Source organism: Polaromonas aquatica (assembly GCF_050626995.1).
Taxonomy (GTDB): domain Bacteria; phylum Pseudomonadota; class Gammaproteobacteria; order Burkholderiales; family Burkholderiaceae_C; genus Polaromonas; species Polaromonas aquatica_A.
Genome location: NZ_CP192467.1, coordinates 4497886 through 4511056, shown reverse-complemented (window position 1 = coordinate 4511056; position 13171 = coordinate 4497886). Strand labels below are relative to the sequence as shown.

Sequence of the window (13171 nt, the reverse complement as noted above, 5' to 3'; positions counted from 1 at the left end):
CGGTGCTACTGAATCGATAGCTGCTTGCGCCCAATTTAACTGGGCTACAGGGCTTTTTTCCTTAAATTTTTGCCTGAAAGTTTGCAGGGCGTGCAATGCAGTTCAGGCTTTGCGACGGCCGGTTTTACGCGCCCCGGGGTGCGCGCCGGTGTTGACAAAGCTGGCGTTGCCCAGCCCGGTGCCCACTGTGAGCACGGCCCAGCGTTTAACCCCCTGCATGAAGGGCAGCTCTGACAAGCCCTGCACCACCGCGTCGTTGTGCAGCCGCACCTGTGTGGTGTGGCCGTCCTGGCGTGGCAGCAGTTCGCCCAGGTCGTGCGCCAGGTTAAATCGCGGGCTCTCCCAGTTGCCGGGAAGGTTTTGCGCGCCTGCGGTAATGGAGCCGTCGGCGCAGATCATGCCGGGACAGGCCACGCCGACAAAGGGCGCGAGGGTGATCTTTTTCTTGTGGGCCAGGCGCGTGAGTTTTTGCAGCATGTCCGCGATGCCGCGCACCAGGTGCTCGCGCCGGGTCACGTCGTCGTCGCCGCGGTGGCCCCATTTTTCCAGGCCCGTCACGCGCACGTCCGACAGGTCGGGTGCCTTGTTCAGGCGTGGCCGCACAATGCCGCAGCGCACGTTGGTGCCGCCGATGTCTACCGCCAGGAACCCGCCGTACTGCGTCAGCAGCTCGGGCGGCGCCAGGTGCACCCAGCCGATCAGGCCGCCTTCATCGGGGTTGTGGCGCAAAGTCATTAAATGCACGCGGGCGTTTTGCTGGTAAAGCAATTCAGCCGCGCGGTCGATGGCCAGCTCGCCCACCAGGCTTTGCTGGAAGCCGCCGCCCACCACGATGCGCTGCACGCCGTGCCATGAGGGATGCGCCAGGAAACGGCGCACCACACGCACCAGTTGCCAGGCGTAGTCTTCCGATGCGGCGGAAATCACCGCTGCGGCTTTGCCGTCACGCTTAAGAAGCAGGTCCAGCCGTTTTTTGCTGATGGCGCGCGTGGGTTTGGTGCCCAGTACATCTTCCCCGCTGATCTGGCGAAAGAGACGCCGCCATGTTTGAAGCATCTCGCTGTAGGCGACGCGGCTGACGCTGTCGCCCAAAAAGCGCTCACCGTCGTGCAGCTCCAGGCTGTAGCCGTTGATGGTGACGGCGGGTAGCTTCAGGTTCCCGTGGATCAGGTCATCAGGAAGGGAAACAGGGGAGGCTTTGCGGGGCATGTGGATATAGCGGTGATGGCTGTTGAGTCACCATGGTGCAGCCCTTGCGGCAGCTGGTCTATCAGCCATCGTGCTCCTGAATCCGTCAGCCAAAGGCTTGTCGAGCCTGGGGGCTGCTGGCGCACTTGGACATACTTAGGCATCTTTGGAAACGCGTGGACACTGCTATTACCTTGTTACGCGATGCACCTTGCCAAACACACCGCTCGCCGTCACCCGCACATAAAATCGGCCGGAAGAACCGGCCGATGGAGAGGGGAACAAATAAGAGGGAGGAATGCGGTGGTTTATGCGATGGCTCTTGCGATGGCGTTAAGGCCTGGTCACATTCCGGGGCAGGTCTTTGTTCAAGTCCTTGTCGAGATCTTTTCTCGCGTCTTCGGCATTTTCACGGACATCGCCAGCGGCTTTCTGGGCTTTGCCCTCAAATTCACGGGCGTGGCCTTTGGCTTGCTGCTCCGCGCTGCCAACCACCTTGCCGGTGTGTTCTTGCACTTCACCGGCAACTTCCTTGATCTTGCCTTTGACCTGGTCTTTGTTCATGGATGTACCTTTCAATGGGCATGGAAAATTCCATGCCTCAAGGTAGCCCGGCATTTGGGACCCCATCGAAGGTATGGGGCCCGTACCGGTGTCGGCATGTGCCTACAGCGGTCTTCGCCGCAAGCCTGCGGGCTTTCAGGAAATTTGTGACAAGACGAAACTGGTGTGCGTATTAAACTGAAAAAATTGACGCGAGGCGTGACAGGCGTGGCTGCGTGACGAGAGAAGATTTATATCAATGAAGAAGATCATCGTTTTGCTATTGCTGGTGTGCGCAGGCGCTTCATGGGGAGCACCTGCCACTGCGGCGACCCCGACCAACTGGTTTACCGTGATGGGCGACCCGCTTGACCCGGCGGTCAACACCATCGAGGTAGACCCAACCCCCGTCGCCGCCAACGGCGACATGCGCGCCATGCAGATCCGTGTGAGCCGCTCACTCAACCGCGTCAGCTGGGACGGTGTGCCTTACCGGTCGTATGTTTCCACTGTGCTGTTTGACTGCGCCAACAAGAGCGCCAAGTACGTCACGCTGACGTTTTACGTGCAGCCCCTGTGGAAAGGCGAGGCGTCTAAAACAGCGACTTATCCCAACGATGTGGTGCGCCCCATGGAGTTCCGCGACGTGACGCCCAACCCCACGCAACGCATCATCCGGGCCGCCTGCGAAACCGGAAAAATCACCACCAACTAGCCGCCGTTGTGCGCCGCTGTACGCCGCTTTCGCCGGCCAGTTGCCCGCTTTCATGGCGTGTGTCCGCTTGTGCCTTTGAGGCGCCCCGGCTACGATGGTTTGTCGCTTACGCATGGGGCGTGCGACTGGACTTATCTTGAAGAAGGGTCTCGCATGCCGCAACTCATTGCATCGGTCGAAGGCGTTGAAATCAAGCACGTGTACCTGAAGAGTGACCGCACCACGCTGGGCCGCAGGCCCTACAACGACATCATCTTTGACAACCTGGTGGTCAGCGGCGAGCACTGCGTGTTTGTAATGAAGGGCATCGCGGACGTGTACCTTGAGGACCTGGGCAGTACCAACGGCACTTACCTCAACGGCCACATGGTCAAGTCGCGTGAACTGCTTCACGACAACGACATCATCAACATCGGCAACTTCCGCATCCAGTACCTGGCCACCTCGCAGCAGGAAGAAGAGGCACCGCGCGAACATCAAACCACCGCCATGGCGCTGGACGCGCTGGGCCTGCCCGGCACGACAGGCACGATGCACGCAAGCCTGAAAGTGCTGTCGGGTTCGTCAGCGGGGCTGGAGGTGCCGGTGGTCAAGGCCGTCACCACTTTTGGCCAGCCCGGCGTGGCGGTGGTGTCGATATCGCACAGGCGCGACGGCTATTACGTGGCGCACATGGACGGTGAAAAGCCGTCGACCTGCAACGGCAAACCCATCGGCGTGAAAGCCATTCCGCTGGCCCATCACGACATACTGAACCTGGCCGGGACCGAGATGGAGTTTTTACTGAAGAATGGCGAGGCCTGAAGCAGGAGGCCGAAGAAGGAGGGAAGCAGGCTCGCTCAGATGGTGGAGCTGCTGATGCCGGTGGTGGGATAGCCCATGGCCCTGCGTGAACTCCGCGGCCTGTAGGAAGGCGGCTCGCCGGCCAGGCGCCAGGCAAAGGCCCGGGCCAAGGCCTTCAGCTTGAGGGTGGACTTCAAATGCAGGGGTGTCATGCCGGCCCTGGTCAGGTCTGAAGCATTGTTTGACACGCGTGACAGGCGGCGCTGCTCCAGCGCCGTGGCGGGAGTGCGAGGCATGGCCGCCCGCGGCGTCTTTTTCACCACTGCCTGGGCGGCACCGCCGCCGGTGAACTTTTCACGCAGCAGCGCCGCGTCAGGCCGTCGCTGGCTGTCAATGATCCAGTAAGGGATGCCCGCGCGGCTCAGCAACTCACGCTTGAAGGCATGCTTGCGGTCGGCCATTTCGCCGCGGTCCAACACGTCCACACAGCCCAGCACCGCGCCCCTGTGGTCCGATACCGCGCAGGCAAAGCTCACCGTGCTCAGCAGCACCTGCCAGTGCGCATCGCCGCCGCGGCTGTTGGGTTCAATGAAGCCGGTAAAGGGCACCTTGATCAATACGTGGTGCTCGGGAAAGACCTCCTGAAGCCAGCGCCACACCTGAAGCTCATTTCTGCTGGTGAGGGGCTTGCGGCGCAGGGAATGGTTGCGTGCTACCTTTTTGCGGGCCGACACCACATGCGACAGCCAGCGTTCATAGCCCAGCGCGCCCAGTGCCACGCTGCCCACAAAGATAAAGAAGCCGATCAGAAAAGAGGTGCCCGTCATGAGTGCTGTCCTGGTATTGCTGGTGCCGCTGCCTGGCCTGTTGCTGTGGCCGGAACCGGGTCCGGAGGGCCCGAAAAAGGCCCGGAAGACTGCGCGGCGCAAGCTGAAAAATCCCAGCCGTGTTTATAAGGTACATTTTCATTTTTTCGTGATTTAGTTCACAAAATTTGTGAACGTTCGTACTAAAAGCAATGTCTTGCTCCGGCCCGGGCTGTTTTCCGCCTCTGCCCTCAAACCGATGAAAAAACTCCTCCCCAGCGGCGGCCTTGTGTATTCCACCGACGCGGGACGCATGTGCCCGGGCTGCCGCCAGCCGGTGTCCGCGTGCACCTGCAAACAGCAGGCGGCTCCCAAGGGCGACGGGGTGGTTCGTGTCATGCGTGAAAGCAAGGGCCGCGGCGGCAAAACTGTCACCGTCATCAAAGGCCTGCCGCTGGACGCGCCGGCCCTGGCACAGCTGGGCAAACAGCTCAAGGCCGCCTGCGGTTCGGGCGGCACCGCCAAAGACGGCATCATTGAAGTGCAGGGCGACCATTGCGACACCGTGATGCAGGCCCTGCAAAAACAGGGCTACGCACCCAAGCGGGCGGGTGGCTAGGCATGAAGCCTGAAGACCTCCAGCTGCTGGTGACCCGCGAGATGCCTTTCGGCAAACACAAGGGCACGCTGATCGCCGACCTGCCCGGCAACTACCTCAACTGGTTTGCCCGCGAAGGTTTCCCCAAAGGCGAAATCGGCCGCCTGCTGCAGCTGATGCAGGAGATCGATCACAACGGGCTGAAGCCGCTGCTGGATCCGCTGCGGCGGTAGTCAGGAGCCGTCGGGTCAGCCAGTCGGCAGCTGGCTTTGCGGCCGTCGGAAAATCGGCTTCATTGGGGCTCCGGAAGCTTCGCAATCACTTTGATCTCAAACTGAAAGCCATAGAGCCATGTCACGCCGACACCCGTCAGCGTGGGGTGGGGCGCGTGGCCCCAGTATTCCGGCACCACTTTCCAGGCTGTCTCGAACACCGACTCCGGATCCACCATGAAGACGGTGACATCCACCACGTCGTCAAAGGTGCAGCCTGCGGCCTTGAGGATGGCGTTCAGGTTGTCGAACGCGAGCCGGACCTGCGCCTCGAGATCGGGCTCGGGGGAGCCGTCCTCGCGGCTGCCGACCTGGCCTGAAACGAACAAAAAGCCGTTTGACTTGATCGCTGGCGAATACCGGTTGCGTTCATAGAGGGCCTGGCGCCCTGGCGGAAAAACGACGTCACGCTGTGTCATGGAAGAGTCCTTCATTCATCAATGGGCCGAAGCTGGCCCGGGGTTAACGATGAGAGAACTTTAGAAGGCGGAGCCTTTCGGATAAACAGGCAAGGCTGGCCATCACTGTTCGTAAAATCCAAACAATCGTCAACAGTGTCAACGTATCTGGAGCAGAGATGGACCGTTTCGATGCAATGCAGGCATTCGCCCGCGTAGTGGAGGCAGGCAGCTTCACCAAGGCGGCCGAGACGCTCCATATGAGCAAGACCAGCGTGACGCAACTGGTGCAGCAGCTGGAGGCGCGTTTGCGGGTCAAGCTGCTCAACCGGACCACCCGCAAAGTCAACGTCACGGCCGATGGTGCTGCCTACTATGAGCGCGTGGTGCGCGTCCTGGCTGACGTGGATGATGCGGAGACCAGCCTGTCCGGTGCATCCGCGTCGCCCAGGGGCCGGCTGCGGGTCGATGTGCCCAGCCCGCTGGCCCGCATGATCCTTGTGCCGGCGCTGCCGGCATTTCACGCGCGATACCCGGAGATCCAGCTCGACATGGGCGTCAGCGACCGCATGGTGGACCTGATCGGCGACAACGTGGACTGCGTGGTGCGCGGCGGCGAGCTGACGGATCAGTCGTTGATGGCACGCCGGGTGGGCGACCTGCAGCTGGGGGTGTGCGCCGCGCCGGGCTACCTGGCGCGCGCCGGGACACCCTTGCATCCACGAGAGCTGGAGGACACGCATCACCGCATCGTGGGCTTCCTGTGGGCGCGCACCGGCAAAGCTTTTCCTTACGCCATGCACCGCAAGGGCGAGAGCCTCAAGGTGCAAGGCCGCCACATATTTGCGGTGGACGACGGCAACGCCTACCTCGCGGCCGGGCTGGCAGGCCTGGGCGTCCTCTGGTTGCCGGACTACATGTCAAAGGCGCACGTGGCGGCGGGCGAGCTGGTGCCCCTGTTCGAGGACTGGCGTCTTGACCCCATGCCTTTGTATGTGGCCTTCCCGCCGAACCGGCATGTGAGCGCCAAACTGCGCGTGTTCATCGACTGGATTGCTGAACTGATGGCGCAGCATGCACCTGTCGCTGGCCGATCCGGGGATAAAACATGAAGCCGTCCTGGAAATCCCGTCAGCGATATATTCATTGGATACAAGGAGCTTTTAATGGCCAATCTGCGTGAAGCCCTGGTTCATATGCGCTCGGGACGCTGGAACGAGGCACACACGATCGTGCAAAGTGATGAGTCGCCACTGGCTGCCTGGCTGCACGGGATCCTGCATGTGCAGGAAGGCGACCTGGGAAATGCCGAGTACTGGTACGGCCAGGCCAGGCGGGATTTCAGCCGCCGCGGAACGCTGGATGAAGAGATGGATCGTTTTGAGGCAGAGCTGCCGAAGTAAGCGGAGCGTGATCGGCGTTACACCGACCGTCACCTTAAACTCCGGCGATGTCATCGATCATCTCCAGCCAGTTTGCCAGCCGCGTCACACTGGTGCGCGACAAGGTGGAGTCTTTTTCCGCCTACCCCTTCCACCTGCCGGCCGTTCGTACCCTGGAGCATATTGACCTGCACCCGAAGGTGACTTTTTTTGTGGGCGAGAACGGCTCGGGGAAGTCGACGCTGCTGGAGGCGATTGCGGTTTCGCTGGGGTTCAACGCAGAAGGCGGTACCAAAAATTTCCGCTTCGGCACGCGTGTATCCCATTCGGTGCTGAACGAATACATTCGCGTTGCCAAGGGTTTCAAGCGGCCGAAAACCGGGTTTTTCCTGCGGGCAGAGAGCTTCTTTAATGTGGCGACGGAAATTGAGAACCTGGATGCGGAACCTTCCATGGGGCCGCCTGTGATTACTTTTTATGGTTCGCGCTCTTTGCATGAGCAGTCTCACGGCGAGTCATTTCTGGCGCTGCTCAACCACCGGTTCGGCCCGGAGGGGCTGTACATCCTTGACGAACCGGAAGCGGCCCTGTCGCCGCAACGCCAGCTGGCGGTGTTGTCGCGCATGCATGACCTGCTGCTGGAGCGGTCACAGTTTGTGATCGCGACGCATTCGCCTATCCTGATGGCGTATCCGGACGCCTGGATTTACGCGTGTTCCGAAACCGGCCTGGAACGCATCCCCTACGCCGAGACAGAGCACTACCGGGTTACCCGCGATTTCTTGCAAAACCCGGAGCGCATGCTTCGCCTGCTGCTGGAGCGGAAAGACGAGCCGCTATCCGACGACGACCAGGACTACTGAGCCCGTCGCGGAATGAGGAAAGGCGCTGCGGTGCTGCTGGCCTGCCGGCGGACAGCCCTTCAGCTGCGTTGAGCCGCAGCGATCAAGGCGCGGCCTGCTGCCTCCAGTGAATGCACAGGCCCCTTCTTGCCCAGCAACTGGCCATTCACGTAGGCGCCGTCAATCAGCAGTACCAGCTGGTCGGCCAGGCTGCCTGGTTTGGAGACTCCCATCCTTTTCACCAGCAGGCTGAGGCGCCGGTGCAATTCGATCTTGTTTCGGGTTGCCACGGCGCGGGCAGGGTGGGCCGGGGCCGGGAACTCGGTGGCGACGTTCAGAAACGCGCAGCCGCGGTACTTTGGCCCGGCGATGTGGCGGGTGATCCAGCGCAGGTGCGCAAGGAGTTCTGCCTCCGGATCGTCTTTTTCTTTGGCTGCCACCTGGTCCCAGTCGCGCCAGTATTCCGCGTCTTCCTGCTCGACAAAGGCCACGATGAGATCGTCCTTGGTGGCGAAGTGCCGGTAGAGGCTGGTCTTGGCAACGCCTGAACGTTCGACGACCAGGTCAACCCCGACAGCCCTGACACCCTCCTGGTAGAACAACTCCGCCGCGGTTTCAAGAATGCGTGTCCGGGCTTTGGAGGCCCCGCGTTCTGCCGTTGCCGCGGTTGCCGCGGCGCTTTCAGGCACAGCAGCAGCGGCGGTTGTGATTGCGGTTTTTGTGGGTGCAGCTGGTTTTCTCATTGCGTTCCTTCCATACCGGCAGGTGCGGCAGCCGGTACCTGAAAATTTTTTGCCTGATTTCGCGTGTCATGGTTGACACGCTACAGATCTGTAGTGTAATCTCAAACACAAGAGTACAGATCTGTAGCGTTTTGTTCCAGGCGGCACTCTCTGAAAGGATTGCTCTCATGACATCAAATCAAGCTGTGGCCGTTTATGGCGCCTATGGGCATACCGGACGTTTCGTCGTTGCCGAGCTGCAAAGGCGCGGCTGGACGCCCATCCTTTCGGGACGCGACCCCGAAAAATTGAAGACGCTGGCAGCCCAATATCCAGGCCTTGAAATCCGGCCGGCTTCCGTTGATGAGCCCGCTTCGCTGGACCTCGCGCTGCGGGGCGCCATGGCGGTCATCAACTGCGCGGGGCCGTTTGCCACCACATCCGCGCCCGTCATCGACGCGGCGTTGCGCGCCCGGATCCCTTACCTCGACGTTGCCGCTGAGGTCGAAGCCAACATGGACACCTTCGCGCGCTTTGATGCGCGTGCGCGCCAGGTGGGTACCGTTGTTTTGCACGCCATGGCGTTTTACGGCGGGCTGGGCGACCTGCTGGCAACCACGGCAATGGGCGACTGGACCTCGGCCGACGAAATCAGCATTGCCTATGGGCTGGACAGCTGGCAGCCAACGGCGGGCACGCTGATTGCCGGCCAGGTTTCCCGGCAGCGGCGCGATGGCCGCCGGGTAGTTTTCTCGAACGGGAAAATTCACTATGTGACAGGCGCTGCGCCTGCAGCGGAGTGGACATTTCCTGCCCCGCTGGGCCGGCAGCCGGTCATCTCGGAGTTCACCATGGCGGACACGGTGACCATCTCGCGCCACCTGAAAGTGCCCGAGATCCGCTCTTTCATGACGGCCCGCGCGGTGCAGGACCTGACCGCTCCGAGCTCGCTCGCACCAGTCTCCAGCGACGACAGCGGGCGTTCGTCCCAGACTTTTGTGGTGGAGGTGGTTGCGCGCCGCGGAAGCGAAGAGCGCAGGGCAGTGGCCAGCGGGCGCGACATTTATGCGTTCACCGCGCCGCTTGTGGTTGAAGCGCTTGAGCGGGTGGTGAGTGGCGAAGTCGCGAAAACCGGGGTCTTCACCGCCGGCGAAGCGTTTGACGCACGCGACTTTCTGGCATCACTCAGCCCGGATCATCTGGCGATTGAAATCGACTGACAGGCGATGAAAGTCAAAGGTCACTGAAGGTTACTGAAGCTCGCCGGTATTTGAACCGGCAGGCGTCATACCTTCGCGGCCAACCGCGTCCCCTGGTCAATCGCGCGCTTTGCATCAAGCTCACTTGCTTCGTCGGCGCCGCCGATCAAATGCGTGTTGATGCCCGCCGCACGCAGCGGCTCCAGCAGTTCGCGCAATGGTTCCTGTCCGGCGCACAGCACGATGTTGTCGACTTCCAGCACGGTGCCGTCTTGCCGCTTCTCGCCGAAGGTGATGAAGAGGCTGAGCCCTGTGCCTGCGTCGTTCTCGCCAATGCGTTCATAGTTGACGCCTGAAAGCATTTCGACGTTTTTCATCTTCAGCGCGGCGCGGTGGATCCAGCCGGTGGTCTTGCCCAGGCCTGCGCCCAGCTTGCCGGGCTTGCGCTGCAGCAAGGTAACGTGGCGCGCCGGTGGTGTGGCTTGGGGGCGTACGACGCCGCCGCGCACTTCGCCCGGGTCGGCCACGCCCCATTCGGCGAGCCAGGCCGGCAGGTCGAGCGCTGTGGAATGGCCGGGCGATGTGACGAGGAACTCGGCGATGTCAAAGCCAATACCGCCCGCGCCGATGAGTGCGACACGCTCGCCCACGGGATGGCGGCCGAGCAGCACGTCGATGTAGCTCAGCACTTTGGGGTGGTCTTGCCCGGGAATGCGCGGGTTACGCGGCGTGACGCCGGTGGCCAGCACGACTTCGTCAAACTTTTGCGCAATCAGGTCGGCCGCCGAGACGCGGGTGTTCAGGTGCAGCTTCACGCCGGTGCCGCTGATGCGCTGGCCGAAGTAACGCAGGGTTTCTTCGAACTCTTCCTTGCCGGGTACACGTTTTGCCAGGTTGAACTGGCCGCCGATTTTGTCGGCCGCGTCATACAAATCCACGCTGTGGCCGCGCAGGGCGAGTGTGGTGGCGGCGGCCAGGCCGGCAGGGCCCGCGCCTATAACGGCGACGCGTTTTTTGGCGGGAGCGATGCGGATGACAAGTTCCGTCTCATGCCCGGCGCGCGGATTGACGAGGCAGCTTGCCAGCTTGGCCTGGAAGGCGTGGTCCAGGCAGGCCTGGTTGCAGGCGATGCAGGTGTTGATCTCGTCGCGGCGGCCCTGCGCGGCCTTGTTGACGAACTCCGGATCGGCCAGGAAAGGGCGGGCCATGCTGACCATGTCGGCGCTGCCGTCGGCCAGCACCTGCTCGGCTACTTCGGGCATGTTCAGGCGGTTGCTGGTGACGATGGGGATGGTGATGCCGGCGGCGCGCAGGTCGCCTCGCAACTTCTTGGTGACCCAGGTGAAGGCGCCGCGCGGCACCGAGGTGGCAATCGTCGGCACGCGGGCTTCATGCCAGCCGATGCCGCTGTTGATGAGCGTGGCGCCGGCGGCTTCAACCGCCTTCGCCAGCAGCACGACTTCTTCCCAGCTGCTGCCGCCGGGGATGAGGTCGATCATCGAGAGGCGGTAGATGATGATGAAATCCGGGCCGACGGCTTCGCGCGTGCGGCGCACGATTTCAACAGCCAGGCGCATGCGGTTGGCATAGCTGCCGCCCCATTCGTCGGTGCGCTGGTTGGTGTGGGTGACGAGAAACTGGTTGATGAAGTAGCCTTCGCTGCCCATGATCTCGACGCCGTCGTAGCCGGCATCGCGCGCCAGCATGGCACAGCGGATGAAGGCGCGGATTTGCCGCTCGACACCGCCGGCGCTGAGCTCGCGCGGCGTGAAGGGTGAAATCGGGCTCTGGATGCGCGAGGGCGCAACGCACAGGGGGTGGTAGCCATAGCGGCCGGTGTGCAAAATTTGCAGCGCAATCTTGCCGCCTTCGGCGTGCACGGCGTCGGTGACCTGCTTATGGCGGCGGGCCGCGCCCGAGCTGGCGAGCATGCCGGCAAATGGTTTGGTCCAGCCGGCGATGTTGGGCGCAAAGCCGCCGGTGACCATGAGGCCGACACCGCCCCGCGCGCGCTCGGCAAAGTAGGCAGCCATGGCGGGGAAATGCTTGCGGCCGTCTTCGAGGCCGGTGTGCATGCTGCCCATGAGCACGCGGTTTTTCAGCGTGGTGAAGCCCAGGTCCAGCGGCGCGAGCAGGTGGGGGTAGGGGGAGATGGGGTCCAGGGAAAAAGAAGAAGACGCAAGGGAATGTGGCGTCGTCGCCGAAGTGGGGGTCGCGGCCAAGGCAGGTCTCCTGTCAAAACTGCCTGCATGGTAGTCGCTGCAGGGCCGGCGGCACAGCGCGCCGGGTACTCTAGGGGACAGGCTCTACAAAGGCTTGCCCCCACGGTCGCTCACTTCGTGTAGCTCCCTGCCCCCGGGGGGCCGCTGCGCCTGCGGCCTGGCGAAGCCGGTTCCGCGGCTCATGCTGGCCTGGCCGGCTCGCTTCGCATCGCCTTTTCTGTCGCCCTACCAGGGTATCAGGGCAGCAGGCTTGCGGTGTTGTCTGACACCCGCCCTTAGCCAGCGCTGGTACTTTGAAGCTTCGATTTCTGGAGAACTCATGGCAAAAAGCAACACCAGCCCGACGCACGCCAAGACCGGTGAAGGCGCGACGGTGCCGAATCCGCCCCACAGCGAACCGGACGACGAAGCGGACGGCAACGATGCCAGCACCTTGATTGAAAAGCCGATGAAACCCCTGGCACCCGGGCAGGCAGGCAAGCTCAGGCAGCACAGCTTCCCCGACGGCGGCGGCAGCGGCGGCGCGGAGGCTTTCCGGCGCACTCCCCGGGGCAAGCCTTCGCCGGGTGTTTGACCGGTATTTGACCGGCGTTTGGCCAACACCCGATGAAGCTCGCGACCTTCAACGTCAACGGCATCAAGACGCGGCTACCTCAACTGCTGGACTGGCTCGACAAAGAGGCGCCCAACGTGGTGTGCCTGCAGGAGTTGAAAGCCCTTGACGGCGTGTTTCCTCAGGCCGAGCTGCGGGAGGCGGGCTACAGCGCCTTGTGGAAGGGCCAGCGCTCATGGAACGGTGTGGCGATTCTGTCCCGGGGTGAGGCGCCGGTCGAAATACGCCGTGAACTGCCCGGCGATGCAGCAGACGACCATAGCCGCTACCTGGAAGCCGCGGTGGACGGGATCATTGTGGCCTGCCTGTACCTGCCCAACGGCAACCCGCAACCCGGGCCCAAGTTTGACTACAAGCTGGCCTGGTTTGAGCGCCTGCAGCGGCATGCGCTGGCGCTCTATGGTTCGGGCCACCCGGTTGCACTGGCCGGTGACTTCAACGTGGTGCCGACGGACTTTGATATCTATAACCCCAAGTCCTGGCGCAAGGACGCGCTGTTGCAGCCCGAAAGCCGGGCCGCCTATGAAAAGCTGCTGGCGCAGGGCTGGGTGGACAGCCTGCGGCATTTACACCCGGAGGAACGCATCTACACCTTCTGGGATTACTTCCGTCAGCACTGGCAGCGCAACGCGGGCTTGCGCATCGACCACATCCTGCTGAACACCGAATTGGCGCCGCGGCTGAAGGCCGCCGGGGTGGACAGCTGGGTGCGTGGACAGGATCACGCCAGCGACCATGCCCCGGTGTGGGTGGAACTGGGTGCGGTGCGGAAAGCTGCGGGCGCAGCGAAAAAAGTCGCCAAGGTCAAAGTTGCCAGGCCGCGAGCGGCGGCTGTGCCGCGCAAAAGGGCTCCGTGAGCCAATGCCCTGCCTTACGGATTGGTTGCTA

General features: G+C 62.5%; 16 protein-coding genes. 10 read left to right on the top strand and 6 right to left on the bottom strand.

Translation table 11 applies throughout. The features are described from left to right. Positions 1-102: 102 nt before the first annotated feature. Positions 103-1209 (bottom strand): ROK family protein, encoded by a 1107-nt coding sequence (locus ACQ4MS_RS21515; protein WP_431096806.1) that lies wholly within the window; start codon positions 1207-1209, stop codon positions 103-105. 312 nt (positions 1210-1521) lie between these two features. Next, positions 1522-1752: a CsbD family protein gene (locus tag ACQ4MS_RS21510; protein WP_431096804.1), complete on the bottom strand. Its 231-nt coding sequence runs from the start codon at positions 1750-1752 to the stop codon at positions 1522-1524. 238 nt (positions 1753-1990) lie between these two features. Between ACQ4MS_RS21510 and ACQ4MS_RS21505 the strand changes: the two genes are divergently transcribed. Together ACQ4MS_RS21505 and ACQ4MS_RS21500 are read left to right on the top strand one after the other, a co-directional pair. Further along, on the top strand, positions 1991-2446 hold the full coding sequence (locus tag ACQ4MS_RS21505; RefSeq protein ID WP_431096803.1) for a surface-adhesin E family protein: 456 nt from the start codon (positions 1991-1993) through the stop codon (positions 2444-2446). A 153-nt stretch (positions 2447-2599) separates the two neighbouring features. Next, on the top strand, positions 2600-3250 hold the full coding sequence (locus ACQ4MS_RS21500; RefSeq protein WP_431096802.1) for an FHA domain-containing protein: 651 nt from the start codon (positions 2600-2602) through the stop codon (positions 3248-3250). 35 nt (positions 3251-3285) lie between these two features. Here ACQ4MS_RS21500 and ACQ4MS_RS21495 read toward each other — a convergent pair whose 3' ends face one another. Continuing rightward, the gene (locus tag ACQ4MS_RS21495; RefSeq protein WP_431096801.1) at positions 3286-4056 is read right to left on the bottom strand and encodes a hypothetical protein; all 771 of its coding nucleotides are present in this window, start codon (positions 4054-4056) and stop codon (positions 3286-3288) included. Positions 4057-4294: 238 nt separating this feature from the next. Between ACQ4MS_RS21495 and ACQ4MS_RS21490 the strand changes: the two genes are divergently transcribed. Beyond that, positions 4295-4654: a translation initiation factor Sui1 gene (locus ACQ4MS_RS21490; protein WP_431096800.1), complete on the top strand. Its 360-nt coding sequence runs from the start codon at positions 4295-4297 to the stop codon at positions 4652-4654. Between the two features lie 2 nt (positions 4655-4656). Next, positions 4657-4866, top strand: coding sequence for a DUF3820 family protein (locus ACQ4MS_RS21485; protein ID WP_431096799.1), 210 nt, complete (start codon positions 4657-4659; stop codon positions 4864-4866). A 59-nt stretch (positions 4867-4925) separates the two neighbouring features. On the opposite strand, the gene ACQ4MS_RS21480 is transcribed toward ACQ4MS_RS21485, so the two are convergent. Next, on the bottom strand, positions 4926-5324 hold the full coding sequence (locus ACQ4MS_RS21480; protein ID WP_431096798.1) for a RidA family protein: 399 nt from the start codon (positions 5322-5324) through the stop codon (positions 4926-4928). A gap of 158 nt (positions 5325-5482) precedes the next feature. On the opposite strand from ACQ4MS_RS21480, the gene ACQ4MS_RS21475 reads away from it, so the two are divergent. Genes ACQ4MS_RS21475 through ACQ4MS_RS21465 form a run of 3 tightly spaced genes read left to right on the top strand, consistent with a single transcriptional unit; the run spans position 5483 to position 7548 of the window. Then, positions 5483-6415 (top strand): LysR substrate-binding domain-containing protein, encoded by a 933-nt coding sequence (locus tag ACQ4MS_RS21475; protein WP_431096796.1) that lies wholly within the window; start codon positions 5483-5485, stop codon positions 6413-6415. 54 nt (positions 6416-6469) lie between these two features. Next, positions 6470-6706, top strand: coding sequence for a hypothetical protein (locus ACQ4MS_RS21470; protein ID WP_431096795.1), 237 nt, complete (start codon positions 6470-6472; stop codon positions 6704-6706). 56 nt (positions 6707-6762) lie between these two features. Beyond that, positions 6763-7548 (top strand): AAA family ATPase, encoded by a 786-nt coding sequence (locus ACQ4MS_RS21465; protein ID WP_431099642.1) that lies wholly within the window; start codon positions 6763-6765, stop codon positions 7546-7548. A gap of 59 nt (positions 7549-7607) precedes the next feature. Here the strand turns inward: ACQ4MS_RS21465 and ACQ4MS_RS21460 are convergent, their stop codons facing one another. Beyond that, a complete protein-coding gene (locus ACQ4MS_RS21460; RefSeq protein WP_431096793.1) occupies positions 7608-8270 on the bottom strand; it encodes a TetR/AcrR family transcriptional regulator in 663 nt (220 codons plus the stop codon). Between the two features lie 167 nt (positions 8271-8437). Here ACQ4MS_RS21460 and ACQ4MS_RS21455 point away from each other — a divergent pair, with 167 nt between their 5' ends. Continuing rightward, a complete protein-coding gene (locus ACQ4MS_RS21455; protein WP_431096791.1) occupies positions 8438-9469 on the top strand; it encodes a saccharopine dehydrogenase family protein in 1032 nt (343 codons plus the stop codon). A 65-nt stretch (positions 9470-9534) separates the two neighbouring features. On the opposite strand, the gene ACQ4MS_RS21450 is transcribed toward ACQ4MS_RS21455, so the two are convergent. Beyond that, the gene (locus ACQ4MS_RS21450) at positions 9535-11670 is read right to left on the bottom strand and encodes an FAD-dependent oxidoreductase (RefSeq protein ID WP_431096789.1); all 2136 of its coding nucleotides are present in this window, start codon (positions 11668-11670) and stop codon (positions 9535-9537) included. Between the two features lie 319 nt (positions 11671-11989). Between ACQ4MS_RS21450 and ACQ4MS_RS21445 the strand changes: the two genes are divergently transcribed. Together ACQ4MS_RS21445 and xth are read left to right on the top strand one after the other, a co-directional pair. Next, positions 11990-12244 carry a hypothetical protein gene (locus ACQ4MS_RS21445; RefSeq protein WP_431096788.1) on the top strand — a complete coding sequence of 85 codons (255 nt, stop codon included), beginning with the start codon at positions 11990-11992 and terminating at the stop codon, positions 12242-12244. Between the two features lie 32 nt (positions 12245-12276). After that, positions 12277-13140, top strand: a complete 864-nt coding sequence (xth, locus tag ACQ4MS_RS21440) for an exodeoxyribonuclease III (RefSeq protein ID WP_431096787.1) — start codon at positions 12277-12279, stop codon at positions 13138-13140. Positions 13141-13171: the final 31 nt, after the last annotated feature.

What these genes read in the sequence shown, in the direction of transcription:
- ACQ4MS_RS21515 (WP_431096806.1), bottom strand. Translation starts at nt 1,209, where the DNA reads ATGCCCCGCAAAGCCTCCCCTGTTTCCCTTCCTGATGACCTGATCCAC.
- ACQ4MS_RS21510 (WP_431096804.1), bottom strand. Translation starts at nt 1,752, where the DNA reads ATGAACAAAGACCAGGTCAAAGGCAAGATCAAGGAAGTTGCCGGTGAA.
- ACQ4MS_RS21505 (WP_431096803.1), top strand. Translation starts at nt 1,991, where the DNA reads ATGAAGAAGATCATCGTTTTGCTATTGCTGGTGTGCGCAGGCGCTTCA.
- ACQ4MS_RS21500 (WP_431096802.1), top strand. Translation starts at nt 2,600, where the DNA reads ATGCCGCAACTCATTGCATCGGTCGAAGGCGTTGAAATCAAGCACGTG.
- ACQ4MS_RS21495 (WP_431096801.1), bottom strand. Translation starts at nt 4,056, where the DNA reads ATGACGGGCACCTCTTTTCTGATCGGCTTCTTTATCTTTGTGGGCAGC.
- ACQ4MS_RS21490 (WP_431096800.1), top strand. Translation starts at nt 4,295, where the DNA reads ATGAAAAAACTCCTCCCCAGCGGCGGCCTTGTGTATTCCACCGACGCG.
- ACQ4MS_RS21485 (WP_431096799.1), top strand. Translation starts at nt 4,657, where the DNA reads ATGAAGCCTGAAGACCTCCAGCTGCTGGTGACCCGCGAGATGCCTTTC.
- ACQ4MS_RS21480 (WP_431096798.1), bottom strand. Translation starts at nt 5,324, where the DNA reads ATGACACAGCGTGACGTCGTTTTTCCGCCAGGGCGCCAGGCCCTCTAT.
- ACQ4MS_RS21475 (WP_431096796.1), top strand. Translation starts at nt 5,483, where the DNA reads ATGGACCGTTTCGATGCAATGCAGGCATTCGCCCGCGTAGTGGAGGCA.
- ACQ4MS_RS21470 (WP_431096795.1), top strand. Translation starts at nt 6,470, where the DNA reads ATGGCCAATCTGCGTGAAGCCCTGGTTCATATGCGCTCGGGACGCTGG.
- ACQ4MS_RS21460 (WP_431096793.1), bottom strand. Translation starts at nt 8,270, where the DNA reads ATGAGAAAACCAGCTGCACCCACAAAAACCGCAATCACAACCGCCGCT.
- ACQ4MS_RS21455 (WP_431096791.1), top strand. Translation starts at nt 8,438, where the DNA reads ATGACATCAAATCAAGCTGTGGCCGTTTATGGCGCCTATGGGCATACC.
- ACQ4MS_RS21445 (WP_431096788.1), top strand. Translation starts at nt 11,990, where the DNA reads ATGGCAAAAAGCAACACCAGCCCGACGCACGCCAAGACCGGTGAAGGC.
- xth (WP_431096787.1), top strand. Translation starts at nt 12,277, where the DNA reads ATGAAGCTCGCGACCTTCAACGTCAACGGCATCAAGACGCGGCTACCT.